Annotated in this window: 22 protein-coding genes and 3 riboswitches; of the genes, 9 read left to right on the top strand and 13 right to left on the bottom strand. The window is 62.6% G+C overall.

What is annotated here, in order from left to right:
- Positions 1 to 29 precede the first annotated feature (29 nt).
- The 4 genes from ACQS5P_RS00770 to ACQS5P_RS00755 form a co-directional block, all read right to left on the bottom strand.
- Positions 30 to 1,433, bottom strand: a complete 1,404-nt coding sequence (locus ACQS5P_RS00770) for a sensor histidine kinase (protein ID WP_428938997.1) — start codon at positions 1,431 to 1,433, stop codon at positions 30 to 32.
- Positions 1,434 to 1,571: 138 nt separating this feature from the next.
- Entirely contained in the window at positions 1,572 to 2,339 is a 768-nt protein-coding gene (locus tag ACQS5P_RS00765; RefSeq protein WP_428938996.1) for an SDR family NAD(P)-dependent oxidoreductase, read from the bottom strand.
- Between the two features lie 71 nt (positions 2,340 to 2,410).
- Positions 2,411 to 3,523, bottom strand: a complete 1,113-nt coding sequence (locus tag ACQS5P_RS00760; protein WP_428938995.1) for a Gfo/Idh/MocA family protein — start codon at positions 3,521 to 3,523, stop codon at positions 2,411 to 2,413.
- 226 nt (positions 3,524 to 3,749) lie between these two features.
- Positions 3,750 to 5,240 (bottom strand): glycosyl hydrolase family 28-related protein, encoded by a 1,491-nt coding sequence (locus ACQS5P_RS00755; RefSeq protein ID WP_428938994.1) that lies wholly within the window; start codon positions 5,238 to 5,240, stop codon positions 3,750 to 3,752.
- A gap of 1,004 nt (positions 5,241 to 6,244) precedes the next feature.
- On the opposite strand from ACQS5P_RS00755, the gene epsC reads away from it, so the two are divergent.
- From epsC to ACQS5P_RS00740, 3 genes are all read left to right on the top strand, one after another.
- The gene (gene epsC, locus ACQS5P_RS00750; protein ID WP_428938993.1) at positions 6,245 to 7,210 is read left to right on the top strand and encodes a serine O-acetyltransferase EpsC; all 966 of its coding nucleotides are present in this window, start codon (positions 6,245 to 6,247) and stop codon (positions 7,208 to 7,210) included.
- Positions 7,211 to 7,526: 316 nt separating this feature from the next.
- Entirely contained in the window at positions 7,527 to 7,787 is a 261-nt protein-coding gene (locus ACQS5P_RS00745; protein ID WP_428938992.1) for a hypothetical protein, read from the top strand.
- 195 nt (positions 7,788 to 7,982) lie between these two features.
- Positions 7,983 to 8,408: an HU family DNA-binding protein gene (locus tag ACQS5P_RS00740; protein ID WP_428938991.1), complete on the top strand. Its 426-nt coding sequence runs from the start codon at positions 7,983 to 7,985 to the stop codon at positions 8,406 to 8,408.
- Positions 8,409 to 8,557: 149 nt separating this feature from the next.
- Here ACQS5P_RS00740 and ACQS5P_RS00735 read toward each other — a convergent pair whose 3' ends face one another.
- Both ACQS5P_RS00735 and ACQS5P_RS00730 read right to left on the bottom strand, forming a co-directional pair.
- On the bottom strand, positions 8,558 to 8,986 hold the full coding sequence (locus ACQS5P_RS00735) for a hypothetical protein (protein WP_428938990.1): 429 nt from the start codon (positions 8,984 to 8,986) through the stop codon (positions 8,558 to 8,560).
- Positions 8,987 to 9,152: 166 nt separating this feature from the next.
- Positions 9,153 to 9,806 carry an RNA polymerase sigma factor gene (locus ACQS5P_RS00730; RefSeq protein WP_428938989.1) on the bottom strand — a complete coding sequence of 218 codons (654 nt, stop codon included), beginning with the start codon at positions 9,804 to 9,806 and terminating at the stop codon, positions 9,153 to 9,155.
- Positions 9,807 to 9,982: 176 nt separating this feature from the next.
- Between ACQS5P_RS00730 and rlmN the strand changes: the two genes are divergently transcribed.
- The 4 genes from rlmN (at position 9,983) to ACQS5P_RS00710 (ending at position 13,433) form a co-directional block, all read left to right on the top strand.
- Complete coding sequence (rlmN, locus tag ACQS5P_RS00725; protein WP_428938988.1) at positions 9,983 to 11,140, top strand: 23S rRNA (adenine(2503)-C(2))-methyltransferase RlmN; 1,158 nt, start codon at positions 9,983 to 9,985, stop codon at positions 11,138 to 11,140.
- Positions 11,130 to 12,086 carry a type II secretion system protein gene (locus tag ACQS5P_RS00720; protein WP_428938987.1) on the top strand — a complete coding sequence of 319 codons (957 nt, stop codon included), beginning with the start codon at positions 11,130 to 11,132 and terminating at the stop codon, positions 12,084 to 12,086. Before rlmN ends, ACQS5P_RS00720 begins: the two co-directional genes overlap by 11 nt.
- A gap of 179 nt (positions 12,087 to 12,265) precedes the next feature.
- Positions 12,266 to 12,646 (top strand): fluoride efflux transporter CrcB, encoded by a 381-nt coding sequence (crcB, locus tag ACQS5P_RS00715; RefSeq protein WP_428938986.1) that lies wholly within the window; start codon positions 12,266 to 12,268, stop codon positions 12,644 to 12,646.
- Between the two features lie 16 nt (positions 12,647 to 12,662).
- On the top strand, positions 12,663 to 13,433 hold the full coding sequence (locus ACQS5P_RS00710; RefSeq protein ID WP_428938985.1) for a DUF190 domain-containing protein: 771 nt from the start codon (positions 12,663 to 12,665) through the stop codon (positions 13,431 to 13,433).
- Here ACQS5P_RS00710 and ACQS5P_RS00705 read toward each other — a convergent pair.
- The 7 genes from ACQS5P_RS00705 to ACQS5P_RS00675 form a co-directional block, all read right to left on the bottom strand.
- Positions 13,400 to 14,947, bottom strand: a complete 1,548-nt coding sequence (locus ACQS5P_RS00705; protein WP_428938984.1) for a dynamin family protein — start codon at positions 14,945 to 14,947, stop codon at positions 13,400 to 13,402. The genes ACQS5P_RS00710 and ACQS5P_RS00705 overlap by 34 nt on opposite strands.
- Positions 14,948 to 15,433: 486 nt before the next feature.
- Entirely contained in the window at positions 15,434 to 17,947 is a 2,514-nt protein-coding gene (locus ACQS5P_RS00700) for a dynamin family protein (RefSeq protein ID WP_428938983.1), read from the bottom strand.
- Entirely contained in the window at positions 17,944 to 18,189 is a 246-nt protein-coding gene (locus tag ACQS5P_RS00695; protein ID WP_428938982.1) for a hypothetical protein, read from the bottom strand. The genes ACQS5P_RS00700 and ACQS5P_RS00695 overlap by 4 nt, the downstream gene beginning before the upstream one ends.
- A gap of 83 nt (positions 18,190 to 18,272) precedes the next feature.
- A riboswitch (Fluoride riboswitch) is annotated at positions 18,273 to 18,368 on the bottom strand.
- A 7-nt stretch (positions 18,369 to 18,375) separates the two neighbouring features.
- The gene (locus ACQS5P_RS00690) at positions 18,376 to 19,908 is read right to left on the bottom strand and encodes a MutS-related protein (RefSeq protein WP_428938981.1); all 1,533 of its coding nucleotides are present in this window, start codon (positions 19,906 to 19,908) and stop codon (positions 18,376 to 18,378) included.
- Positions 19,905 to 21,509 carry a MutS-related protein gene (locus tag ACQS5P_RS00685; RefSeq protein WP_428938980.1) on the bottom strand — a complete coding sequence of 535 codons (1,605 nt, stop codon included), beginning with the start codon at positions 21,507 to 21,509 and terminating at the stop codon, positions 19,905 to 19,907. Before ACQS5P_RS00685 ends, ACQS5P_RS00690 begins: the two co-directional genes overlap by 4 nt.
- 30 nt (positions 21,510 to 21,539) lie before the next feature.
- Positions 21,540 to 21,956 carry a universal stress protein gene (locus tag ACQS5P_RS00680; protein ID WP_428938979.1) on the bottom strand — a complete coding sequence of 139 codons (417 nt, stop codon included), beginning with the start codon at positions 21,954 to 21,956 and terminating at the stop codon, positions 21,540 to 21,542.
- A gap of 15 nt (positions 21,957 to 21,971) precedes the next feature.
- A complete protein-coding gene (locus ACQS5P_RS00675; protein WP_428938978.1) occupies positions 21,972 to 23,222 on the bottom strand; it encodes a cation:proton antiporter in 1,251 nt (416 codons plus the stop codon).
- Between the two features lie 143 nt (positions 23,223 to 23,365).
- A riboswitch (Fluoride riboswitch) is annotated at positions 23,366 to 23,431 on the bottom strand.
- 107 nt (positions 23,432 to 23,538) lie between these two features.
- Positions 23,539 to 23,606: riboswitch (Fluoride riboswitch) on the top strand.
- 80 nt (positions 23,607 to 23,686) lie between these two features.
- On the opposite strand from ACQS5P_RS00675, the gene ACQS5P_RS00670 reads away from it, so the two are divergent.
- Positions 23,687 to 24,907 carry an MFS transporter gene (locus ACQS5P_RS00670; protein WP_428938977.1) on the top strand — a complete coding sequence of 407 codons (1,221 nt, stop codon included), beginning with the start codon at positions 23,687 to 23,689 and terminating at the stop codon, positions 24,905 to 24,907.
- Positions 24,900 to 25,613 (top strand): phosphatase PAP2 family protein, encoded by a 714-nt coding sequence (locus ACQS5P_RS00665; protein ID WP_428938976.1) that lies wholly within the window; start codon positions 24,900 to 24,902, stop codon positions 25,611 to 25,613. Before ACQS5P_RS00670 ends, ACQS5P_RS00665 begins: the two co-directional genes overlap by 8 nt.
- The last annotated feature ends 37 nt before the right edge of the window (positions 25,614 to 25,650 follow it).

Raw genomic sequence — 25,650 nt, 5'->3', positions numbered from 1 at the left:
CCCCTTAGAAAAGGGGTCGGGAGTCTTTTTCAGGGGCTGGTGGGATCCTGGGGCAGCTCGATCCAGAATCGGCTGCCGACGCCGGGCGTCGAATCCACGCCCACGCGCCCGCCCATGCGTTCCACGCCGCGCCGCACGATCGCCAGTCCGATTCCGCTGCCCGGAGACTGCCGCAGTTCCTGAGGTTGCTCGAAGAGATGAAAGATGTCCGCAAGGCGGTAGGGTTCAATGCCTACCCCGTTGTCCTGGATGGTCAGCCGGGTCATGGCGGCAGGCATGGCCGATGCATAGATCGTGATCGTCGGCCTCACGTCAGGCGCCACAAACTTGACGGCGTTTTGAAGCAGGTTCTGCACAACCAGCGCCAGGGTTGGGCGATGCGCCAGCACCCAAGGCATGGGCTCGCGCACAGTGATCTGCGGATCGCGCCGGGCGAACTCCGGCTCCCGGCGAAGCTGCCCGATCACGTCGTTGAGCAACAGCACCAGACTGACGCGCTGGGGACGGATCTCGGCGCGGGCGAGCTGGTAATACTCGAACAGGTCGCCGATCAACCGATCCAGCCGGGCCGTGCCCGCCAGCACGCTGCGGGCGTACTCGGCGGCGGCTTCATCGGACTGTACGGCATGGATCGTCGCCAGCGATTCGGCGGCGCGGGCGATGTTCCGCAGCGGCATCCGCAGGTCGTGGCAGACCGTATACAAGAACGTACGCAGGTCGTCGTTGGCGGTCTGAAGCTCGGCGGTGCGCTGCTCGACCCGCTTTTCCAGCGTCTCGGTGAGCTGCTTGATCTGCTCCTCGGCCAGCTTGCGGGCGCTGATGTCGCGCACGATCACCTGCGATCCGGGCTGGCCTTCGACATCGAACGGATGCGCCGCCACCTCCACCCACAGATACGTGCCGTCCGCGCGGCGAAGACGCTGTTCGATCAGCGGCACGGCGGCGCGCTGTTCGCTCACGATCCGCATTCGCTCCCGCACGATCGCGTGATACTCCGGATGCACCAGATCGAAGTTGCTCCGGCCCAGCAGGTCCTCGGCACGTTCGTATCGGAGCATCCGCAGCAGCGAACGGTTCACATAGATGATCCTGCCGTGGACGTGAACGAAGATCCCGTCGGGCGAGAACTCGACCAGCCGCCGGAACCGGTCTTCGCTGCGCTCCAGCGCCTCCTGCGATTCGTGAATGCGCAAAACGTCGCGACGGATCAGGTAGTACAGCAGCGACGCGGTGACCAGTATGAAACCGGTCCCCTTGAGCATCTGAAACTGCGTCAGCTCCTCGATCGTGCTCTGCGACAGCAGCGCCTTCAGCAGCAGATCCGAGCCGAAAATGTAGCTGATCGCGAAAGCGGCGTAGATGCCCGCGATCCGCCCGGCGGTGCGACCGCTGCGGCGGCGGGAAGTCTGGCTCGTGCTGGCTGGTGGCGACATGCGCGTCCAATGCCCGGCGGCATTGTACCAACGCCCCGTGTAAATGCGACGCCCGCGGCGGGTCTGCATTTGCAGACTGCCTGCAATGTCGCCCTGATTCTCCGGGGGCGCCGCCGCGCTGTGCCACGTGCCCGGCGCTTATGACGCCGCCCAGCCGCCGTCCACACTGAGGATCGCGCCGGTGACGTATCGCGACGCATCCGACGCCAGAAAGATCGCTGCCCCGGCCAGCTCCTCGGGCTGACCGCTGCGACCCATGGGGATCTTTTTGGCCAGCATCTCGACGATCTCGGGCTTGCTCAGTGCCGCGGCATTCATCGGCGTGTACATGGATCCGGGACAAATGCAGTTGACGGTGATGTTGTACTTCGCCCACTCCAGCGCCAGCGAGCGCGTCAACTGAAGCACCGCGCCTTTTGTGGTGGCATAGGCCGCCTTGCCGTCCGATCCCTTCAGCGAGTACAGCGAGCCCATGTTGATGATCTTGCCGTAACGTCGCTGGGCCATGTGCCGGCCCACGGCGCGACAGAAATACATCGGCGCCGTCACGTTGACAGCCATCACGTAGTTCCAGTACTCGTCGTCGGCCTCGAGCATGGGGTCTTTTCTGGCATAGCCGGCGTTGTTGACCAGGATGTCGATCTTTCCGAACTCATCCAGGGTGCGTTTGACCATCGCCTCGACCTGATCGCGCCGGGTGACGTCGCATTCGACGGGCAAGACGCGTCGGCCAGTCTGTTTGACAATCGAGTCGGCGGTCTGCCGCAGTTCGGGCAGGTGCCGGCTGCATGTGGCGATGTCCGCTCCGGCGCTGGCCAGCGCCCGCGCGATCGCCTCGCCCAGGCCCTTGCTCCCGCCGGTGACCAACGCAGTCTTGCCTTCAAGGCTGAAAATCTCCAGTCCCATCAGTCTGCTCCTGTGTTGATGCTGTGCAAATGTGTGGTTCCGATCGTCGCGATTTGCCCACTGTGCCCCTGTCATGTCCTTGCGCCCGCGGGCGGCGTGCGCAGAGCTTCGATCGCATCGATGTCCGCCTGGCTGAGCGGCAGCGTCACCGCACGGCCCTGGATCATCGACAGATAGCCGCCCAGGATCATCTCCACGGCGCGCAGCCCGTGCTCACCGCTCACCGGCGAGGCGGAGTCCTTCTCGATGGTCTCCAAGAACGCTTCGTGGAGTCGGCGGTGCTGGGCGTACATGTCGGCCGGCTCCTCGTCAGTGTGCGACTCGACGAAGTTGGGCTGGCGCGACCATCCGCCGGGAGGAATGTTCGTGCGGAACAACCCGCGTGCCCGCGCGTAGAAGATCGAGCCATTGGTGCCGCAGATTTCGGTGCGTTCTTCGGCCTCGGCCGAGAGGGTGTCGGGATGAACGGCGAACTGCGAGCCGCCGATCTCGACGATCCCCATCCCGCCTCGCCTGAAGCGGAAAATGCCAATGGCATCAGTATCCGACAGTCGCGGGCCGCCTTCGCCGTATTGAGCGATTTCACACACGACCTTCACCGGCTCGTCATTCATCAGATAGCAGATCAGGTCCACGTAGTGTGCCGCCCAGTGCAGCCATCGCCCGTGGCTGTAGAGATATCGCCAGTCCCACCAGCGGTGCGAAGGCCACATGTTCGGCGAGTTGGGCAGATTGTGGCTCATGAGGATCTTGAAGATTTCGCCGATCTGTCCGGCGCGGATGATCTCGATGGCCTTGCGGTCGGCGGCGCAGAAGCGGCGCTGGTGCCCGACACACAGCTTGACCCCCGCCTGGCGCGCCGCGGCGATGATGCGCCGGCCTTCGGTGATGGTGCAGGCGATGGGCTTCTCGCAGTAGATGTGCTTGCCGGCCGCCGCTGCCGCTTCGCAGACCTCGACGTTCAGATCCGGCAGGGTGCAGATCAGCACCGCATCGACGTCCGAGTTGACCACGTCGCGCCAGTTGGTGGTTGTTCTGGTCACGCCTGTTTCCTGCGATACCCTGGCCAGGATCTCCCTGTTGATGTCGCAGAGCATCGCGAACTGGATGCGTGGATGACCTCGCAGCGAAGGCCAGTGACGTTTCTGGAAGACCTTTCCACAACCGATGACGCCATAGCGCATAGGCAATTCCTTTCCGCGGCGGAGTGGGGCATTCCGGCCCGGCCGCCGATCAAACGACTAATCCGGCGTTTGATCGCCTCAGCCTACCGAAGTCGGGCGATAAATCAAAGAATAAAACGATATTCTATCAGGATTATCGTTAATGAGTGGAAGCAACAAAAAACGGCGCGCGGCCCGTTGCCGAGCCGCGCGCCGCGAGCATCGTTGACCGTCTACCTCACGCCCTTCAGACCAGCACAGTACTGAACGTGCTCTTGGTCGTCGGGCCGCTGTACGGATTGGTCGTAGGCGAAGGTGGCGAAATGTACGGTGTGCCCGATGGGCTTGTGCCCGTGCCCGTGGGCGATGGGCTGTTCAGCCCGCGCGTCGTCACGGTGGCGATGTTGGAGTAGGGCGTTTCCCCGAACGGGCCGTACGCCTTGATGCGGTAGTAGACCTTGATGTTCGGCGGCAGGCCGCGATCGAAATGCCGCGTGCGGTTGGGTCCGGGCTGGTGAAGCAGGAACCAGGTCTGTCCGTCGAATGACCTTTCCAGCCGGAAACCAACCTCGCCGGCCGTCGTGTCCGTCCAGGTCAGCTCCACCTCTGAGAGGGCGGTGGCGACGGCATTCAGCAGTGGCGCCTGCAACGTGGGTTGTGGCTCGGGCTGCGGGTCCGGTCGCGTCGGCGGAATCTCCGAACCGCCGAAGCGGCGGTTGGGCCCGGGCCGGCCACGGTTGATGTCCCAGGATAGCTGCACATCCGGTCCGTTCTGGCCCTCGAATCGCACCCCTCGCCCGCTGGGGCCGATCAGGTACCCGCTCCACTTGTTGTTGCGGACGATCGTGGAGGTGGTGCCGTGGAAATCGTTGCCCGCAAGCACGTGGTTCCCGCCGATCACGTAGTTCTCTTCCACCAGGCAATTGTCGCCGCCGACCTCGAAGATCACCCGCACCCCCGTCCCGTCGGGACGCTCCGGGGCAATCGCGGTGTTGCGACGGATGATGGTGTTGTGGCTGCGGTCGGCGATGATCGAGTAGGCGAAGGTGCTGTCGTTCTGCGAGAAGACGCTGGTCATCACCGGATTCTCGTAGAAGTTGTCCTGGATGATGGTGTCCCAGCCGCCGCCCTGGTACTCGATCCCCATTCGCCGCAAGCCGGAAAAATAGTTCTGCTCGATGAGCAGATCGCGGGAGCGATCGGAATGGTCGATCACGTGGATGCCTTCGTTGCCGTTCATGAAGGCGTTGTTGGCGATGACCAGGTTATCCCAGTAATAGCCGTAGACCCCGTTGTCGCCGCTGATCGGATCGAAGTAGTTGTTGGTGATCCGGCTGTTTTTCAGCCCGGTGGTGAACATGACGGCATTGGGGTTGGTGCCGCGGGCGTACAGCTCGAAGGTGTTGTTGTCGATGACGATGTTTTCGTTCATCTGCCCGCGCGGGTTGTCCAGGAACACGCCGCGGCCGATGAACTTGAAGCCCGTGATCGTCACGTCGTTTCCGATGATGTGGAAGACGAACTGGCTGCCGGTCTGCCGCAGCGTGGTTTTGGCCGCGCCCTGCCCCATGTACTTTCGCCCGCCACCCAGGGGGGTCAGCTCACGACTGATGCGGTACTCACCGGCGTTGAAGACGATGATGTCACCGGCCGCAGACGAGTTGATCGCCCGCTGGATCTGGTATGAATCGTCGCCGGCATCGTTGGGGATGGCGCCGAAATCGGCGACGTTGATCATGGCCAACAGGCGACGGCACTCCAGCGGATCGATGCGGCAGGGACGTGACGCCGGTGGTTTCCGGTGTTGGCGGCTGAGGCGAGGTGAATCAGTGGGAATCGGCGACGGCGTTGCCGTGGGTCGGACCGGCATGGGTGAAACTCCCGGGTGCAAGACTTCCATGGTCGCCCCGACGCGTGGTGGAAGGTCGGTGGCGGTGGGCTGAGATACACAGAGGCTGGCGTGCGATGTCTAGCCCGTCCATCGCGGCCTCCAAGCTCAGATTGTCCGTGTCATACGCGGGAATGCGTCGTGGCGAGGCAATTGGGCGGGCCTCACCTCCGACAACGACCAGCGGGCGAGATCGCGTCGCCAGTCATCCAGCATCTATCGCCGCCGACCGCCCAGCGGTCAAAAAGCGCCGCGACTGGCGACAGCCCCCATCGCCGCTTCGCAGCGGCCAATGTTGGATACGCCCAACTCCGCCGGGCGGTTCAGAGCAATTCACCCTGCCGAGGCGGCAGCCGAAGCCGGTGCCGCGCCTGGACAGGCCCGCGCAGGTGCGCGGCGCGGGCTTACAGATATCTCCAGTGCTGGCTCACAGTCAAATGAAAAACACCATCTCTTGTTGTTTTTTTCACTGCCGCAAATTGTCGTCACAACCGGCTGCGTTCCGCCGATGCGCGAGTTGGCGGCGCAGCCGCACGAAGGCGGACACCGCAGCACCTGCATTGCGGACGACGTTTGATCGCCGGGCCAGCTCAGACTAGGATTGGCGATCATGAGCATGCCGTTCCCCGCCATTGCGATTCGGTGCGTCTGTATGAGCGGCCTCGCGTGAAGCGGGCCGCCCAATCTCCAGCGGTTGTTCGCCGCAAGTTGCTTTTCCGCTCGTTATCCGTTCTGGTTTATTGGATGAGTTCGTCTGGAAACCGCCAACCGCCACGGTGCCGGCTGCATCTAACAGCCGCGCCAGGCTGATGGCTCGAAAGACACAGATCCACGGCCATCGTGGAGGTGTTCGAATGATGACCCGTAATGAACTGAACGATCGCCTGCCCTCCGTCGTCGAAACGCTGGTCCGCAGCGTCCACGCACATCCCAAGCTTCATCATCTCAGCCGCGTCTACCTGCCCAACCGCGACAAGATCATCAAGGCGATCGAGCTGCTGAGGCAGTTGCTGTTCCCGGGCTACTTCGGCGAGCAGGGGCTGACCAGCGCCAATTTGCCGTTTCGAATCGGCGAGATCGTGATCGAACTGACGGATATCCTGTACGAGCAGGTGCGGTGCTGCCTGAGGTATCGCGAGCAGATCCCCGGATCCAACGGCTCGGGCGATCAGCGCTGCGAGCAGTGCGACGCCGAAGCGGCGCACATCGTGGCGGCGTTCTTTGATCGCATTCCGCATGTGCGCGAGATGCTCGCCGACGACGTGCAGGCGGCGTTCGACGGGGATCCGGCGGCCAAGAGCACCGACGAGACGATCTTCTGCTATCCGGGAGTGTTCGCCATCTCGGTGCAGCGACTGGCGCACGAATTCCACAAGCTCAATGTGCCGTTGCTGCCGCGAATCATGACCGAGTACGCGCACTCGCTGACCGGCATCGACATCCATCCGGGCGCCAAGCTCGGACGGAGCTTTTTCATCGATCACGGCACCGGGGTAGTTATTGGCGAGACCACCGAAATCGGCGACCGGGTGAAGATCTATCAGGGCGTGACGCTGGGCGCGCTGGCGCCGGCCTACGGACAGGCGCTGCGCGGGCAGAAACGTCATCCGACCATCGAGGACGACGTGACGATCTACGCCGGCGCCACGATTCTGGGCGGGGATACGGTGATTGGCCGCGGGGCGGTGATTGGCGGCAACGTGTTCATCACCTCCAGCGTTCCGCCGATGAACCAGGTCAGCGCCGAGCCGCCAAAGCTCAAGTACCGCGATCGTAGACTCAAGGGTCAGCGGGAAGCCGTCCTGGACTTTCAGATTTGAGCGGCCTGGTTGGTCTCGCGCTGCCGCAGCGGACACCGCGATTGTCGATTCCGGGCAACATGTGACGTTGATCGGGCACGACATCCGCTATGATCGGACTCACCGCCCGCCAGCTCATTCGAGATCGCGGGTGCGGCACGGGATTTGACCGTGAGTCGATCCTATGCGATGGGGAGACGGCATTGCTTCGGGCGTTGTGCTGAGCTTGCTGCTGGCCGGCGGATGCGCTGCGGCGTCGAGGACGAAATGTCCCGGGCCACCGGCGACGGAGAAGCCGGTTGCCGCGCCCGCCGCCGCGACTGGTTCTACCCGGTCCATGAATGGTCCACCTGGCGCAAGGCATGCGGTGGTCGCCTCGGCGTTGGTGTTCGATCCCCCGGTGGTGGCTGACCAGGCCCGGCTGGACCTGTCCCGATCCGGCCGCTGGCCGGAAGCGTTCTGGGGATACGACTTTGGAACGACAACGCACTTTTACCTTCGGGTGGATGATCGCATTGACAGTGGTCTGGAGAGGCGATTCGGCGAACGTTATCAGCGTCGGGCGGTGACGCAGCGATTCGGACTGAGCTATCGGTAGCGGCTGGTTCAGGCAAAATCTCGACATCGCCTTGTGACGGGGAGGTCTACCGGCCGCAATTCCTCGCCGTGTCGTCGGCAACATCGCCCCCGATCACATGTAACGGAAAATGCACTTGAATTTCCCCGCCCACTGAGCGATGATCTTTTAAGTCTGTTTCCTGTCGGGTCTTAAAAACTCGCATCGGGGTTTGCCATGGCCACGATAACCAAGAAAGAGCTGATTGATCGAATTGCCGACGCTACCGGTGACAAGCGCGTCCAGGTCAAGCGCGTGGTGCAGCAGTTCCTCGACGAGATCGTCAACGAGCTGGGCAAGGGCAATCGCCTGGAGTTTCGGGACTTCGGCGTGTTCGAGACCAAGCTTCGCAAGGCTCGAAGGGCACAGAATCCCAGAACCCTGGAGCCGGTGGAAGTCCCGCAAAAGCGAACGGTTAAGTTCAAAGTCGGGCGGCTGATGAAACAGCGGCTCAGCGAGCTTTCCGGGGCGACGATCGACGATGAAGCGCACGACGTGGCCGATATGCCCGAAGGCGGGCCGGACGAGGAATCCGAGGAAAAGTCCCAGCCGGTCCAGCAGCAGGAGCAGTCGCATCCTCAGCAGCAACAGCAGACAAGCTGAATCCACGAGTCAGCCACTGGACCTTCTGATTGAACACAAAACACCGGTCGCCAGCGGGACAATGCTCGTGCTGGCGACCGGTGTTCTTCCATGGGCCGGTTGCTCTGCGTTGAAAAGTTCAGCGCATGCCGCCGGCGGGGATTATCGCATCAGGCATGGGGCGGGCCGTGTCCAATGATCGGATGCGGCCCGGGCTGCTCTGCCGCAGTGCCGGGGATCGCGGCGGTGCGGGCGCGAATCCGGTCCAGCGTCCGCTGCACCAGGTCGCTGGGAGGATCCGCAGCGGGCATCTCTGCCAACAGCCGCAGAACCGTCTCCACCGCGCCCACCCGCTTGATCACCTCGTCATCAGTCGGCGATGCGAAAACCTCTGCTGTGCTAATCGGATTCATGCCATTGCCATTTCCAGCCGGCGGATGCGCAGCGCCCGAGCTGCTGTTGCCATCGGTGGCCGATGCGGTGCGATCCAGTAACAAATCCACGGCCTTGGCGTCGTTTTCCCCGAGTCGCTTCTTGAAGCTCATCGAAAACACCCCAAGCAGGTCGGGGGGCAGCACCATCGCTACCAGCCCGAGCAACACTTGCGCCCCTCTTGCCTCGCTACACTTGTCGCCACCTCATGTGACACACGCACTCACGCACGCACTGACAGCGATACCGCCCGAAGGGACCTGGCCAAGCCTTCGATTTGGCGAGTTGACGTGTCGCTGACCATCTTTCGACGATCCGCCCTTCACCCATTGCCTACGACGCGGATCGCTTTTGGTTCATCGCTTTCCAGCGATCGGCGAAATGAGCTACCGCGGCATGAAGCCGCGATTTTACCGTGCCTAAGGGAATATCCAGAATGTCGCTGATCTGCTTGTAGGGAAACTGGTGAAAATAGGATAACAGTAGAATTTCCCGCAGATGCTCGGGCATCCCCATAACCGTCTTTTGCACCGCCTCCTGCAACTCGCGGCGTTCCATCGACTCCTCGGGGAACGCGCTGACGGATTGCATTAGATCAATAAATTCTCCGCTCTCTTCATCGGTCGGGTCGATCGTCGCCTGAAGTGGGTTGACCGGGCGCCTGGCCTGTGACCGAATCAGGTCACGCGCCTTGTTGGCAGCGATCGTGAACAGCCACGGGCGGAAACGCCGCTGCGGATCAAACTGCTCGGCCGACTGATGCACCTGAAGAAACGTCTCCTGAAACACGTCCTCTGCCGCCGCACGATCGCCCAGAAATCGAACCAGGAAATGGTACAGCTCTCGCTGGTATCGCTCCACCAGTCGCGCAAAGGCGCTGCGGTCCCCGGCGCGGTAGTCGGCCATCAACTGCTCATCGCTGCGATTATCATGCGCTGGCGACGGGTTGGAGACGGCCGTCGGGGTTGGATTGTCGGTTGATGGCATGGAGCTGGCGAGGATCTGCGGCGGCCGAGCCGATGGATCGGCGTGCTGCGCGCGCCGCACACCGCCATGCGCATGCCGGGCACCACTACTTCCATCGTACCGCAAACCGTTCATTGCACGCCACCAGCAGAACAGGTACCGTCCAACCGGTCAAGTGACAAACTCGTATCAATCCTATGCCCAACGAACCGACTCGTCCCGACAAGTTGCACTTTTTTGATCAGCCACCCGAAGCGCTGGACCAGTTGCTGGCGAGCTGGGGCTGGCCACGATTCCGTGCGGCCCAGGTTCGTGACTGGGTCTACCGCAAGCTCGTGGCCGACCCGGCACAAATGACCAATCTGGCGCTGCGGGATCGTGACACCCTGTCCGAACGCATCGACTGGTTCACAGCGCGAATCGCCGCGCATCAGTCCAGCACCGACGGAACGCGCAAGCTGCTGCTGAGCTGGGGCGAGCCGGCGGGCAGCGTCAATGCCGAGACCGTGATGATCCCCGACGCCGACCGCCGCACCGCCTGCCTCAGCTCGCAGGTCGGTTGTCCCGTGGGATGCAAGTTCTGCGCCAGTGGATTGAACGGAATGAAGTCGAATCTGACGGCCGGACAGATCGTCGAGCAGGTCTTCGCCCTGGATCGACTTCTTGATGGCCCGGGGCTCGAAGTTGGCGATTCATCGGCGCGCAAGCCGTTGCGTCCGCCAGCTCACACATCCAACCCGCATCGCATCAACCACGTCGTGTTCATGGGCATGGGCGAGCCGCTGGCCAACTACGCCAATGTCATCCGCGCCGTGAGGATCCTGCACCATCCGCAGTGCTTTAACATCGGCGCGCGCAAGATCACGATCTCGACGGTTGGTCTGCCGCAGAGAATCCGGCAGCTCGCCGAAGAAGATCTGCCGCTGAACCTGGCAATTTCGCTGCACGCGCCCAATGAGCCGCTTCGCCGGGAGCTGATCCCCTGGGCCGAGCATTTCGGCCTGGAGGAGATCCTTGATGCGGCGCGCTACTACTTCGATCGCACCGGCCGCGAGGTGACGCTGGAGTACGTCCTGCTCAGCGGCGTGAACGATCGCCCGCAGCACGCCCGCCAGCTCGTGCAGCTCATCCGTTCGCGCGCGTTGCGAGCCAACGTGAATCTCATACGATACAACGAGGTCGAATCGCTGCCGTACAAGCGTCCAAAGGCCGAAGATGTTGTGGAGTTTCAGACGATTCTGCGTCGTGCCGGGATCAACACCCATGTTCGCAAAAGCCGCGGTCGCGACATCGACGCCGCCTGCGGCCAGCTCCGCCGCAAAGAGCAGGCGCGCCAGCAACTCGTTGAGCTTTAACCGTCCGGCTCACAGCCGCGTCGGCGGCTTCACGCTGATGGAGACGCTGGTAGTCATTGGCATCTTCATCGTGCTCGTGAGCATCTTCGTACCGTACCTGTTGTCGGTCCGCGAAAAGAATCGCCGCGTCTGGTGCGCCGACAATCTTCGTCAGATCCGCAGCGCGCTTCAGAACTACGCCCGCGACAACAACTGGGAATTTCCCCGCGTCCGCTACGATGCTCAGAACAATCCCAACGGCTACGTTGCATTCAGCGGCCCGGATGCCGATGACCCGTTCGCACCTGACTCTCCCGTGCAACCCAACGATGTCACTGCATCACTGTGGCTGCTGGTTCGGATCGGTTATGTCGCCGACACCCGCGCGTTCGTGTGTCCCAGCAGTGGCGACAGCCGCGACTGGATTACCAGCGCCCATGGACAACCCGTGCCGCCGAATCGACGCGGCAATTTCCGCAGACCCAGCAATCTCTCATACTCGTATGCCTCGCCATTCAGCAGCGCGCCGGGATATCGCCTGAAGCCGGACTGGCTGCGCGCGGAGTTTGCGCTGCTTGCGGACAAGAATCCCGGCTCGCCCGCGGCGCAGGTGCCGTATAACGCACCGCCCGCGGAGCTGGCGCGCGCCAATTCGCCCAACCACGGGCACGCCGGACAGAATGTGGTCTACGGCGACGGCAGCATCTTCTTCCAGAGGACACCGTACTGCGGCGTGGGCTACGACCAGCCCCCGGGCGATAACATCTACACCGCTCGCGCCCAGACCCCCAGCACGCAGCCAACGACGATTCCCTTCCGTGTTACCGGATTTGTCGGACCCGGCTACGCCCCCGTGGCGCTTGACGACAGCTACCTGGTGCCCACCGTCCAGGATGCTCCGCCGCCACCGGTCGCCCAGCCGCCTGCAACCACACAGCCACCCGCGACGCAACCGGCCACGCAATGACGGTCGTGGCCCTATGGTGGAAACGGCGGCAGGCTCCGCCAGAAGCGCTTCGACCGGACAAGCCGATAACTCCTGACGGGCCGTGACCTGATGGGAGCCTTGCCCGATCAGCTCCTGGCCCGTTAGTCCCGGAACCGACCAGGGCATTGCTGTTGGCGACTTGAGTCAACGGAGAACGGATGAAACTACTGATACAATACCTGGCCATCGGATGCGCAGGATTCCTCGGAGCGATCGCCCGCTACTTCGTTTCCACGACCTGTGGACGGTTGTTCGGCACCGCCTTCCCGATCGGAACGTTTGTGATCAATGTCTCCGGAAGTCTGCTGCTCGGCTGGTTTGTGACCTTCGTGGGAAACCGGATGGTGGTGTCGGACACGACGCGGCTGGCGATCGGCGTGGGGTTCGTCGGGGCGTACACCACCTTCTCGACGTTCATGTACGAATCCGATGGGCTGCTCCAGCGCGGCGCCGGCCTGGAAGCGATGTTCAATCTGCTGGGTAGCCTGATGGCGGGGCTGGTCGCGGTCCGCGTTGGAATCTGGCTCGGCAGCGATTGAGTGCAGGAGAAGCGTTATGAGCTTGCTTGGCGAACAGGTGCTGCTGCGGGCGTACCTACAGAGTGCCGATCGCACGCCCCATACTCCGACCTACGAGCGGCTGGTTAAAGCGGCCCGTCATGAAGGACTGGCCGGAGCCACCGTCCTGGAGGGCATCATGGGTTTCGGAGCACATGGCCTGATCCAGCACTCGGTCTGGTCGATCGTACAGCACGTGCCCGTGATCGTGGAGATCGTTGACAGCGCCGAGCGCATCGGCAGGTTCATCCATGGGCCGCTCGATCAGATCATGATCCACGGCATGCTCACGCTGGAGCGCGCCAACGTGATGATGTATCGCCAGCGGCAGCACGACCAACCCAACAACCTGCACCTGGGGTCGCTGCTCAAGCCGCTGTCAACCATCCCCAGAATCGAAGCGAGACCACACATGACCATCAACGAAAACGGCGTGCTGCTGCGGGTGTTCATCGGCGAGGGCGACCGAGTGGACGGCAAGCACCTTTACGAGGCGGTGCTGCTGAAGGCGCGGGAACTGGGCCTGGCCGGCGGCACCGTGCTCCGCGGCATCGAGGGCTTCGGCGCCAACAGCGTCGTTCACAAGGCCCGGCTTCTGGAGATGTCCAGCGATCTGCCCGTGGTGATCGAGATTGTCGATACCGAGCAGAAGATCAAGCTGCTGCTGCCGTATCTGGAACAGGTGGTTCACGAGGGGATGATCACGATGGAGTATGTGGCCATCGTGTTCTACCGTCACAACCCCGCCGACGCGGCCGCGGCAGGTTGAAGACGCTTCAGCGCCTCCAGATCGCGCTGAATTGCTCCGGTTTCCGAGCTACCTTGTGTTCGTGGCGCTCGAACGGCGGAGACCAACTCTGCCTGTTCCTCAAATCGGCGGCGCATCTGCCTCAGGATGTCGCCTCGCCAGCGTTCCAGGCTTTGGGCATAGGTGCGTAACGCGTTGAGGAGGCAGGGACCGGCTTGCCGTTGCAGTTTGCGGCCCGCCGCATGGATGGCCCACGAGCGACGGAAGCGAGCGAGCATCCGGCCGGTGCTGATCGAAATGGTGATTCCAGCGGACTCAGACGGAACGGGCATCCCCGAGATCGCAGGCAGCTCCGGGCCTATCGGGCTGTTGTGCCCCAGCAGCGATGCTGCGCGACTCAGGCTCTGGGCCAGGCGCTCGCGCTGCTGCTGCAATTCGCTGCTGACGATGCTGGCTATCTGCCGGCAGCAGCGGACGTACGCCTGGTCGATCAGGCGCGCCACTTGCTCGCCAGGCACCGGCGCCCGACCATCCGCCATCACAAGATCACGTGCGACTTCATGCACGGCACGCGCTGCCAACTCGGGCAGGGATTCGAGCACCGCGGGCCTGGCACGTAACGCGCAGTCAATCTGCAAGATGGCGTCGCTCAGAGTCGATGTGACTTCTTTGATCTGGTCATCAGGCACCGACAAATCAGCAGAGACCCGGCGGCTTAAAGAGGCGATGACCCGGTCTCGAAGACCATGGATCTTGCGGGCGAGGGACTGCTCCGCGTGTAACGTGTGCTCTTTGAGGGCCGGGCGCAGCGCGGCATTAAACCATCTGTCGAACAACTCGATCGACTGCGGTTTGACGCTGACGGGGTATGCCGTGATTTGCTCGTGCAGCTCCCGTTCAAATTGTTGCCGCACGTAATCGACCAGTCGCTGCCGATCTTCGTCGCTGAGCAGATCGGCCTTGCTGAGCAGCACCGACACTGCGGCGCCGGATCGGCGAAGCAGTCCGCTCAGAACCATGTCCTCGTGGGTCGGGCCGCAAGCCGCGTCGATAAGAACAATGCCCAGATCGCATCGCGGCAGATACGCGACGGACTCGGCGGTGCCGGTGCTGGCCAGCGAGCCGACACCGGGCGTATCGACAAACGTGATGCCGTCTCGAAGAAGGGGGCAGGGCAGCTCGACCTGCACGCGACTGACGTGCCTGGCGTTTCCCGGATTCCGTTGTTCGGTCACAAATTCCGCCAGTCGCTCGACTTCGATCGAGACAGGATTGGCTTCAGCAAACCAGACGATTGCCCGCTGCTGCGGGCCGTAAGTTACCCGCGTGGGTATGGAGGTGACCGGCGTCACTCCCACGGGCAGGGCATTTGTGCCCAGAATGTGATTCAGCAGCGATGACTTGCCGCAGCTCACCCGCCCAAACAGCGCGATTTCAAACGCCGGCGACTCCAGGCGTTCAACGATGGCTTCGAGCGCGGGACGGTATTCGACCAGCCCGTGCGCCGTGATGATGCGCTCCAGCTCGCGCAGCATCTGCACATGATTCGACTGCGATTCGATCTGCCGTAATCGATGGCCCAAATCCCGCCGACTGCCGTCGGCCAGATACTCCTCCATGCGATCCAGGGTCTGATCCAGTTGCGCCAATTGCGTGCGCAGCCTTTCAGCCGTTTCCGGAGGCACCTGCCCGTAGCCGACGAGATATTGAGGCTGCAATTCCTCCACCGCTACACGGACCAGGGACAATGATGTGCGCGCGGCCCAGACAGCGCTGATGCTCGGCGGGGACATCTGGATGCCATGTTCGTCCATCATCCGCGCCATCTGTTCGCGAAATCGGCTCACGTAGTCGGTTATGACACGATACTGCACGGGCGTTGCATCCGGCACATGTTCGGCAAATGGCGACGGAGATTGTGCCGGAGCAAGCAGGTGAAGCATCTGGCTCAACTGCTCATCGATCGACTGAAACGTCGTTCGCAACCGCCGCCTGTGATTCTCATTCAAGCCGTCCATCGGTTACACCTCCGGCTCCGGCTCCCATGGCAGACACAGGCTTTTGTGCCCCGCGACCAGCCGCAGCGCCCGCACCCATGCATCGGCCTCTTCCGACGACTGGAGGTATCGGCGCGTGGCATCCTGCTTCATCGCGAAGCTGTGCATGTCCTCGGCCAGCGTGGCGCAGTGGCGCGCCACTTCGCTGATGACGAATCGTCGGCCTTCCTGTGTGGGCATCGCCGCCACGAGTGCGGGCAGATGACGCAGGCACACGCCAAAGGATTGCTCCCAGGCTTGCCTTCCATCGAGTGTCTGGAGCCGTGTGGCCAGACGCCTGATGCACTCATCCTGTGCATCGCGCAGCAGGCGGCAGATCCGACACGTGCGCGTCGTTGCCACGCCCGGGCACGTTCGCCCGTCGTCCGATCCGGCAGCTTGCTCAGCCAGTCGTTCGAGCAGCTTCGGATATCCGACGCTCAGGCCCTTCGGCGAGGAGATCGCCGCCAGTTGCCACGTGTGGACGGAACAGAACCCTCCCTCAGCAGCATGCAGCGCCTGGGTCCGATCGTCCGTCGCCAGCGCGTGCTGCCAGCCGGCAAGAAAGTCGAACAGCACGCGGCTGAGGTGATCGCAGACCGCACAGCCCCTTTTCGACAGGCTCAGCTCAGGTGTTTCGCGAATCAGCTCGCGGCTGTCGATGGTCCGCTCAGGCTCGTCAACTTCCTGGTCGTTGCCGGGGATTCCGGCGATCCGGTCCCGCAGGCGTAGCAGCCGCTTCTCAATGGCCGCGGCCATCTCGGCATATTGCTCGAACGTCATGCGTGCAGCGGCTTGAAGATCCTCCGACGACTTTGATCGCGACAACGCTTCGAGCATGCGCTGCCGCTCCCGCTCGATTGCCTCGAGCATCGACGAGCGGAGCTGATCAACTGCGGCCTTCAGCGCGGATTCAACGAGCTTCGCGGCAGCATCTCGGCAGGCAGCGGAGTAGTCCTCGGCCTTGGAGCGCAGGCATCTACCCACGCGGCGTGTGACCAGGTCGACAGGCAGATACCGGATCACCCACGGAAGGACAGGCCTCCATGGACGCAATTGAACGCGAAGCTCGGGCAACTCCGGTGCATGCCAACCACGCGAATCGTCGTCTTCGACTCGCGAATACGGCAGGCCGAACGATGTCCAGAGATCCGAACGTACTGAGGCGAGTTGCTGCCTGAGGAACTGCGACTCACGGGTGGCCGTCTCGTCCAGTATCAGCCGGGCGGCATATCGGCGACCCGCCAGCCAGTCGTTCAGGCTTACGCGCAGGGCTTCCGCCGCGGCCGCGGCAACGACCCGCGAGTAGGGACCGGCCGATTCCCATTGGCCGGGGGTGACTTGCCTGACCAGACCCTGGACCAGCGGCGCAATCGTCAACCTTGCCAGTTCGCCGGCGCCGGGTTCGATCACGCCACCGGCAAGCCCTCGCCGCACATCGGCAACTCGTTTATCCACTGCGCCAACCAGAACCTTGAACCGCTCGTGAATTCTGGCAATGCCGGCATCTCTCGCGGCCCGGGCCATCTGGCTGGCCTTGCGACTGAGCTCTGCCTCCTGGCGATCCGACTTTAACATTCGCAGGCACCGTGCCAGCGTCCCAGACAGCAGTGACGAGGTCCGCTGCGTCGTGAGAAATGTCTCTAGCGACTGTTTCAGCGCAGCGATACCGCTGTCAATCGCCTCAGCTCCGGCTTCCCGTGCCTTCGGCAGCCCAAACCATGACGAGACAGGATAGATCCGCACATCGCTGGCCTGAAGGGTTGACTGAATCTGGTCAGCGATGAAACGAATGACATCGGCCCGTTCATCATCGCGCACCAGATCGATCTTGTTCAACACGAAGAAGACCTTGTGGACTTCGTCGCGAATGCGCTTGAGAAACTCAATCTCGGCTGCGCTGAATGGCGCATCAACGCTGGTCACAAAGAGCACGGCATCGCACCTGGGCACAAAGCCATAGGTGGTGGACGTGTTCGCCTCGATTGGCGAGCCGATACCCGGCGTGTCCACGAATTCCAGTCCGCGACGCAAAAATGGCGAGGGAACTTCGACATAGACCGTCTCGACACGCCGGCAGTTGCCGGGGTTGCCCTCCTCGGTCACGTATTCGCGCAGGCTTGAAACCGGCGCTTCTTGGGTAAAATCGGAGCCTTGCCAGGTGATGAGCAGCCTTTCGACCGGACCGTAGCGCAGCGCCGTGATCGCCGAGGTCAGGGGCAGCACGCCCGTCGGCAGAAGCTCTCGTCCGACAATCGCGTTCATCAGCGAGCTCTTGCCACGCTTGAATTGCCCCACCACGGCCAGTGTGAAGCGGTCCTCCGCCAGCTTCACCATCATCTCGTGGCACCTGCCGGCGCGCTGCTCGTTTCCGGCGCGGCGAAACAGCTCCTCCAGCGATCGCAGGCAACTTGCCACCTTGTGCTTGTGATGCACGAAGCGTCGAAGCTGCTCGGGGTCGTCTGCGATGACCTGAGATGGTGCGGTCGCCGTTGTCATACGCCCTCCTGATGTGCCTCCGCATGGTGGCGTGACTCCTCCTCGATGTAGCGGTGGAGGCGGAAATACCATTTCACCTCGTTGGCCACGATCGGGTCATTGATCACCTCGTCAAGCGAGTGATGGGTGAACTCAAGCACGCGGCGCAGCGCCTGGGCGGGCGTGAACAGATACATGCCAGGACGGTCCTGCCGCAAGGGATCGTGTAGTCCTGCCATGCCAGGAAGTGCGAGTCTGCTCATGATCTGCCTCCTGCTGTTGCCAAAGAAAAACCTCGCCTGGCGGCGAGGTCCGCTGATCGGCCGACTCCCGCCGCAACACAGAAACCACGGCAGGAGTCATCAGCCATTGAGGCAGTTAGAGCCTCCAAACGCCTTGGCGCTTGGAGCACTCATCGGGGGACTCCATCCCCGTCATCTCAATCATAGTCACGTTGCGCTCGGCTGCCCATCGTCGCCCGCAAAGACCCGCTCATACAGGTCTTCGCCGAAGCTCGTTTCCAGTGGCGGACCTTCGACGAGCCTGAACGTTCGCGAGCCATCAGGCAGTCGCTCGGCACGCAGAAACATCGCGTCGGGCCTTGCTCGCGCGGCAAGGCTCTGCGCGAAATCGTAAAGGTGCGTCACGAACAGCACCTTGACTCGCCTCTCGACCAGCGCCGTGATGACCTGCCGGGCAATCTCGGATCCTTCGCGCTCATTGGTTGAGGCGAACGACTCGTTGCACAGCAGCATCGCATCGGGCTGGATCGCGCCGACGATGTTGCTCATCCGGCTCAATTCCTCATCGAGCTTGCCGCTGGTCATCGTCGCATCCTCTTCGCGCCTGTAGTGCGTGAACAGGTTCGGACACAGCTCGGCGGCGAACGATTCGGCGGCAACAAACATTCCGCACTGCATCATCAACTGCGCAAGTCCCACGCCGCGCATGAAGCTGGACTTGCCGCCCTGATTGGCGCCAGTGATGACCAGCAGGCTCTTGGCGTCGGCCATCAGGTCGTTGGCGACGACCGGACCTGGCATCGCAAGCACGAGACAGACATCGCGCAATGCCTTGAAGCTGAGCCTTCGCGTGCCGGCGGGGTATGGCTGCGGCAGCGTCGTCGGCACACCCCTGCTTGCCAGTGCGTCGCGCAGGTTCAGACACCCGATGTAGAACGCCAGTTCCGTCCGCAGCATCGTGAAGAAGCTGAGGATGTGGTCGGCAGACTGGCCGACGGCGTTGGCTACGAGATTGATCCCCCGATCGCGCATCGCCGAGAGGATTCGCGCGCCGGTCTCGTCACGGTCGGCCAGCCGGAACGTATACCCTGGCGGGCCCATGCCGGGCAGCTTCTCCAGCAGCCGCCGCAGCCAGTTGGGCGACGGCCCCTTCGGGCGGCGCAGTACGAAGTTGGCGCCCTCATTGCCTCTGCCCAACTCCGCACTGATCAGCACGCCGCGGCGAAACCTCAGCTCCTTCAGATGAGCCTGGATACTCGCCAGGTACTCGTCGCTGAACTGGCTGCGGAGCATCGCGAACAGATTGCTCAGCCCGTGAGACTCGAACTGACCACAGTGCTGATCCGCGATCGCCCGCAGCTTCTGGAGCCTGTCCGCAAAGTACTCAATTGCCCGAATCCCGTCGTACAGCGTCCCGGATGGATAATTGCTGATGACGCTGATGAAGTAATTACGCTTGTCCTCAATGGTCTGGACGGCCAGGGCGTAAAGCTGCCTGATCACCTGCGGATGTTCCAGGCAATCCTTCAGAATGTCCTGTCGGTACAGGATAGTCTCCACGTCGTTACTCAGGCCGGTCAGCAGCACCCTTTGAGCTACATCGAACAGGAACGGGTCCTGGCCCGACATGGCGCGCAGCAGCGTGTGCAGCTCCAGATCCTGGCTCAGAGCCTGTGCATGCGCCGGCAGCGGCCGTGTCAAGTCCAGATCGCGATCGGGATGCATCAACAGCGCTTTCATGACCTGATCCGCTGCCTGATCTGCTCGTAGGTCACCCGGTGCTTCTCGGCCACGGCGAGGGCGTAGGCCAGGCCCTCGGCGGGTCTGCGTTCAAGCTTGAACGTGCGAATCGATGGATCGCGGGGGTCCACGGTGCTGACCATGCTGACGGTCTTCTGATTGAACGTGGCCAGCTCCGTCAGGAAGCTCACCCACACGCCCAGCACGTCCAGCCTGGTCAGTCGGGTCATGATCCTGCGGCTGAGGTAGACGGCGTCCTTCAGTGTCGTTGATGAAAACACTTCATTCATGATGACGATGCTGTTGGGAGTGGCGCTGTCGAGTATCTGGCGTATGCGCAGCAGGTCATCGTGCAGCTTGCCGCGAAGGTTACTCGCCTTCTCTTCGCGCTCAAAGTGCGTGAACAGCCGATCGAAAAGGAAAAGCTTCGCCTCGGTTCCGGGGACCGGACAGCCCAGGCTTGCCAGGTAATGCAACTGTCCGAACGTGCGGGCGAAAGTCGTCTTGCCGCCCTGGTTCGGGCCGGAAACGACGAAGATGCGCTCGGCGCCGCGAAGGAAGAAGCTGTTGGTGACAACACGCGCCTTCTCCCTGATGCGCCTGTCCGCCAACGCCAGATCAAACGTGTCGCGGGCGCTGATTTCCTTCGACGTTCGCTGAACCGTGGGGTAGCAGAAGCTCAGGCCAGCGGCTCGGAACTTGCGGATGTAGTCGAGGTACGCGACATAGAACTGTACCTCGCGATCAAATCGCGCGATCGTCGGATCCAGAAATGCGGAATGCTGGACATAGTAAGATTGCAGCGCACGGAAGACCTCGGGGTACAGTTGGGCCACCCCCTGCACCACCTGCGCCTGAATGTGGTTCATGCCGGTGCGATCAGGCAGATCTGCCAGATAGCTCTTCACGGCGCCACGCCGGAACCTTGCGAACGTCTGCTCGACTGCGGCGCTGTAGTCGATCTCGCCGTGGTAGTGGCGGACCGTCACCTTGCCCTCGTTGATCAGCAGGCAATAGCGGATTGAAGCCAGCTCGTCCGCCAGCTTGCGCGTGTCGCGCACAAGTTTGCAGAAGGAATCCGATTCAACATACTTCACCAAATACGCCCGCAGCGCCCGCAGTCCGCGCGATTTCACCTGAAGCCGGTCCAGTTCGCGCCGCAGCCGCTGGACGGCTTCGCAGTAGATCCTCACGGCATCGAGGAACCACCGCTCGCGCTCGTAGGGGTATCGCGATCTGTCCACGCAGTGCAGGTGTTCGCGCATGGCGCGCATCCACTCGGCCAGCGACCGCACGGCATGCATCACTTCGGCGTCTTCGAGATCAGCAAAGACCTCCTGCCGATAGGCGATGGCGTCCGGATCCGTCAGCGGCGCATAAAAGAACGGCGCGAGGTTGTACGCGCCCCAGCCCGCGGTGATACCCTGCACGATCTGGTCAAGGTTGAGATTACCGAAGAAGTCTGGCGCCTCGGGCACCTGCGGTGCATCGCCCGACCCGGGGAGAAGGATGCTGTGAAATGCCGGCAGCGGCGCATCCGGCGGATCAAGCCGCGGCTCGACCCGGGGAGGCGATTCGATGGCTTGAATGGTCTGCGACATGTTCACTCCTGCCATCTGCTCGTTTGCCGCTCATCGAACGATCAGCACCGAACACGGTGCGTAGCTGAGAACTCGCTTGGAAACCGAACCCAGCAGCCAGCGTTGCAGCAGGCTCTTGCCGCGGTGTCCCATGACGATCAGGTCGGCGTGGATCTCGGAGGCGACATGGACGATCTGCTCGGCCGCATGGCCCACCGCCAGGCGAGTCTCCAGTGGCACGTTGTGCGATTCGGCGATGCGGCGCAGTCGCGCGAAATCCTTCTGGAAATGCTCGGTGGCGGCTTCCAGTATGGCGGAGGTTTCAACCATGGTTGCCGGTTCGGGAGGTTGTGCGACGGCCAACACCACGACTTCCGCCCGGAACGCCGCCGCCAGCTCCATCGCCTTGTCGAATGCGCGACCGGCGGGTTCAGATCCGTCATAAGCCAGCAGAATCTTTTTGACCATGTTAAGCTCCTTTGGCTATTGACCGGCCACGGTTGACGGGAGCGGGCGTGGTCGCACGGCGGCCGGCGCGCCGGGCTGTGCCTCCATCGCCGGTTTTCGCTTGGGCAACAGGTAATGCGGCAGAAAGAATGCATTGGCGATCAGCGTTGGCACGACGGCGCTGGCGATTACCCCGGCGACCAGATGCGAGTACTGCGTCTGATTGATGATCTTGTGAGACAGCCCGAACAGGGCCGAGATCGTTCCGAACGTCAGCCCGGTGGACATCAGCAGCGTGGTGTAGACGCCTTCGCGGTTGGCGTAGCGCAGGAGCTTGGTCGTCGGATACACGCCGATGCACTTGGTCGCCATCTTCGCGGCCAGCAGCACCAGGAACGTGATCGGCGCCGCGATCAGCGCGGGCACGGACACATAGGAGCCGGCGCGGATGAAGTAGAAGGGCGTAAGCAGCCCAAAGGTGAGTGTCCGCAGGCGACGGATCAGTGCATGATCCTTTCCGACCGTTCCCGCCAGCACCATCCCGACCAGATAGGCCGGCAGGACCGCTTCGCTGTCCGCCCAGGCCGCCAGCGCGCCAAGCCCGAACAGCAGCAGCAACAGGTATTTCGCCTCCAGCTCCGATGGACGGTTCCCGTAGACGCGGAAGAATCGGGGCGTGAGCCAGGGCAGCACCGCGAAGACCACGATCGAGACACAGATGAAAACGAGCGACCTGGACGAGAACGGCGCGAAGATCAATCCCAGCGCGATCACTGTTCCCAGGTCGTTGATGAAGCAGGCTGCCAGCACGGTCTTGCCGAACTCGGTCATGTTCAAACCGAGTTCGAGCATCACTGCGTAAACGACTGCGACGGAAGTGGTTGAGAGTGCAATTCCCGCCAGCCAGCTTGCCCGCACATCCCAGTGCAATGCGTAGTACGCGATCGCCGTGCAACCCAGAAATGGCGCGAAGAACGCGACCAGTCCAAGCCAGCTTGCTTCTCTCCATTTGAGCCTGAAGACGCCCGGGTCCAGTTCCGCCCCGGCCAGAAAGGTCAGCACGATTGCGCCGGTGCCTGAGAGGAACCTGACCCAGGATTCGTCCGAGCCCAGCCCCGCAATCCCCGGGATAAGCCCTGAGGCGAACACGGCGCCGATTACGAGCTGCGCCACCGTGCCGACGATGATTTCCGACAGCGCCGTCGCCACGCGAAACCATATCGACAGCAGCGTCGCAATCAGCGCCAGCCCGAGCCACAACGATGCCTGAAACCACACGTGGGTCATACGCGAAGACCTCCTGCCGATCGCATGGTGCCGCGTCGCGCCCGGCCGCATGCTCGCGCCGCACCCCGACCGGCAAACAAAAAAACCTCGCCTTGGATGGCGAGGTCTGGTCTTCATCTATCCAGCTCCCGCCGTCCAAGATTGGTCCGGCAGGAGTCATCAGCCAAGCTGACTGGCGGTTCTCGGGGGACTCCATCCCCTGGAGTTCTTGTTGCTGCTGTCATTTTAGCCGACTGCTTGGCACAAGCAAAGGGCGAGCAGACAGCCCGGACGATTTTGCACATTCCGGGTTGATCAACCTTGGGCGGCATCATAGGATTCGCGTGGCGATGGAGTTCGCCGCAACCGTCCCGATCCAGCGGGACTGATGACTCCTACCAGCGCAAGCTGTGGGAGTCGCTGCCTTCCAGCACGGAACACCTCCCAAAGCGTTTGCCTGTAACACTGGTTGATGGGAATCGCGCATGCAACGCACGACCAGGACGCAGCGCCTCAAGTGGCTGAACTCGACGGTGCTGGGCATTGGGCTGGCCAGTCTCTGTTCGGATGTCGGCCACGAGATGGCGACGGCAGCGATGCCGGCGCTGCTGGCGACAATGGGAGCAAGTTCGGCGGCTCTTGGATTGATTGAAGGACTGGCCGATGGGCTGTCCAGCTTCGCCAAGCTGCTGTCGGGCGCGTACAGCGACCGGCTGCAGCGGCGCAAGCCGCTGGCGGTGCTTGGGTACTTCGTCACGGCGTCGGGCATGGCAAGTTTTGCCCTGGCGACGCAATGGTGGCACGTGCTGATGGGACGCGTGGTGGGCTGGATCGGTCGCGGAGCGCGCTCGCCGGTGCGCAATGTGTTGTTGACCGAGGCCACCACCCCTCAGAGCTATGGCCGCGCCTTCGGGCTGGAACGGGCCATGGACAGCGCCGGCGCCGTCATCGGGCCGCTCGTGTCGCTCGTCCTGCTCACCACCCTGGGGATGCGATGGACCTTCGCGATCACGCTGATCCCCGGCGCGATCGCGGCGATTCTCATCGCGCTTCTGGTGCGCGAACGCCCACACGTGCCGCATCCGCATCCCAGGCTGTTCGGCGGCATGGCCATGCTGCCGCGGCCGTTCCGGCGATACCTCGTGGGTGTGGGTATCGCGGGCATCGGCGACTTCTCGAACACACTGCTGATCCTCTGGACCACCCAAGCCTGGACACCACGCATGGGGACGGCTCGCGCCGCTTCACTGGCGATGGCGTTCTATGTCGCCTTCAACGTGATCTACACGCTTTGCTGCTATGGCGCAGGGGCATTCGCCGATCGCTTTCCCAAGAATCGCGTGCTGGCATTTGGCTACGTGGTGGCGACGATCCCCGCGGCGGCACTGATGCTCCCGGGCGATTCGTATCTCAAGTTCGCGCTCGTGTTCGGTTTCTCCGGGCTGTATATGGGTATCTGGGAAACGCTTGAACACAGTATGGCCGCCGAATTGCTGCCGGCGCATGTTCGCGGCAGCGGGTTCGGCATGCTTGCGACCGTCAATGGTCTGGGGGATTTCATGTCCAGCATCCTGGTTGGATCGCTGTGGGTTTTCAATCCATCGCTGGCGATGAGCTTTGTGGTGGTCGTTTCGCTCGTTGGTGCGTGGATTGTCTTCAGGACGCCGCACGTCGTCCATACCGCAACGGATGCGGGCAGTGCGTGAACCGCGAACACCGATCTGGAGTGCAATCTCGAAAATGAATAACGCACCAGCAGACATGAAGCCGGGTACCGTCGGCGTTTCGATCAGCAAAGCGAGGATTATGCACGGGTCGTCCCGGCAGCTCTGGCTGATCAGCCTGTGGATGACAGGTTTGGTCGCGATCGCTGCCACCATTGATCTGCCAGTAGCGCGCTGGACCCATGAGGCTATTCCCGTCAGCGCCCCGAAGTGGGCACTGAAACTGATGAAATCCCCCGGGCACTTTGGATTCACGCTGATTGTCGCGGCGATGCTGATCCTCTGGCACCCGCTGCGATGGCGCGCGGCAGGACTTGTCTGCGCCAGCGGAATCATCAGCGGCGCACTGTGCGCGCTGATGAAATGGTGCGTCGGTCGCACTCGGCCGTTGCATGGTGTCGCCCCCTTCACGCTACATCCATTCATCGATGGCTTGCGGGGCCTGTTCGAAGCCCGGAACCTGTCGTTCCCATCCGGGCACGCGACCCTTGCTTTCGCAACCGCAGCGGCTCTGGCAACATTGCTTCCCAATTGGCGTTTAGCATTCTGGCTGGGCGCCGCACTCGTCGCTCTGGAACGAATTCTCCAGGGTTCGCATTATCCATCCGATGTTGTGGCGGCGGCCGCATTGGGCGTCGTGTCAGTACACATCACGTTGCTGGCAGATGATCTGCTGCACCGGCCATGACTATTTCGTGCCTGTCCGACCGGTTCTCTGCGTCGCC

The sequence above is a fragment of the Fontivita pretiosa genome (assembly GCF_050410795.1).
Taxonomy (GTDB): Bacteria; Planctomycetota; Phycisphaerae; order Tepidisphaerales; family Tepidisphaeraceae; genus Fontivita; species Fontivita pretiosa.
Note: the sequence above shows the minus strand (reverse complement) of the source record. Positions and strands in the feature narration are given on the sequence as shown.

What these genes read in the sequence shown, in the direction of transcription:
- ACQS5P_RS00755 (WP_428938994.1), bottom strand. Translation starts at nt 5,240, where the DNA reads ATGATCAACGTCGCCGATTTCGGCGCCATCCCCAACGATGCCGGCGAC.
- ACQS5P_RS00765 (WP_428938996.1), bottom strand. Translation starts at nt 2,339, where the DNA reads ATGGGACTGGAGATTTTCAGCCTTGAAGGCAAGACTGCGTTGGTCACC.
- ACQS5P_RS00685 (WP_428938980.1), bottom strand. Translation starts at nt 21,509, where the DNA reads ATGTCGCAGACCATTCAAGCCATCGAATCGCCTCCCCGGGTCGAGCCG.
- ACQS5P_RS00695 (WP_428938982.1), bottom strand. Translation starts at nt 18,189, where the DNA reads ATGAGCAGACTCGCACTTCCTGGCATGGCAGGACTACACGATCCCTTG.
- epsC (WP_428938993.1), top strand. Translation starts at nt 6,245, where the DNA reads ATGATGACCCGTAATGAACTGAACGATCGCCTGCCCTCCGTCGTCGAA.
- ACQS5P_RS00670 (WP_428938977.1), top strand. Translation starts at nt 23,687, where the DNA reads ATGCAACGCACGACCAGGACGCAGCGCCTCAAGTGGCTGAACTCGACG.
- ACQS5P_RS00770 (WP_428938997.1), bottom strand. Translation starts at nt 1,433, where the DNA reads ATGTCGCCACCAGCCAGCACGAGCCAGACTTCCCGCCGCCGCAGCGGT.
- ACQS5P_RS00705 (WP_428938984.1), bottom strand. Translation starts at nt 14,947, where the DNA reads ATGCTGCGCGAGCTGGAGCGCATCATCACGGCGCACGGGCTGGTCGAA.
- ACQS5P_RS00700 (WP_428938983.1), bottom strand. Translation starts at nt 17,947, where the DNA reads ATGACAACGGCGACCGCACCATCTCAGGTCATCGCAGACGACCCCGAG.
- crcB (WP_428938986.1), top strand. Translation starts at nt 12,266, where the DNA reads ATGAAACTACTGATACAATACCTGGCCATCGGATGCGCAGGATTCCTC.
- ACQS5P_RS00730 (WP_428938989.1), bottom strand. Translation starts at nt 9,806, where the DNA reads ATGCCATCAACCGACAATCCAACCCCGACGGCCGTCTCCAACCCGTCG.
- ACQS5P_RS00680 (WP_428938979.1), bottom strand. Translation starts at nt 21,956, where the DNA reads ATGGTCAAAAAGATTCTGCTGGCTTATGACGGATCTGAACCCGCCGGT.
- ACQS5P_RS00745 (WP_428938992.1), top strand. Translation starts at nt 7,527, where the DNA reads ATGAATGGTCCACCTGGCGCAAGGCATGCGGTGGTCGCCTCGGCGTTG.
- ACQS5P_RS00740 (WP_428938991.1), top strand. Translation starts at nt 7,983, where the DNA reads ATGGCCACGATAACCAAGAAAGAGCTGATTGATCGAATTGCCGACGCT.
- ACQS5P_RS00690 (WP_428938981.1), bottom strand. Translation starts at nt 19,908, where the DNA reads ATGAAAGCGCTGTTGATGCATCCCGATCGCGATCTGGACTTGACACGG.
- rlmN (WP_428938988.1), top strand. Translation starts at nt 9,983, where the DNA reads ATGCCCAACGAACCGACTCGTCCCGACAAGTTGCACTTTTTTGATCAG.
- ACQS5P_RS00760 (WP_428938995.1), bottom strand. Translation starts at nt 3,523, where the DNA reads ATGCGCTATGGCGTCATCGGTTGTGGAAAGGTCTTCCAGAAACGTCAC.
- ACQS5P_RS00710 (WP_428938985.1), top strand. Translation starts at nt 12,663, where the DNA reads ATGAGCTTGCTTGGCGAACAGGTGCTGCTGCGGGCGTACCTACAGAGT.
- ACQS5P_RS00675 (WP_428938978.1), bottom strand. Translation starts at nt 23,222, where the DNA reads ATGACCCACGTGTGGTTTCAGGCATCGTTGTGGCTCGGGCTGGCGCTG.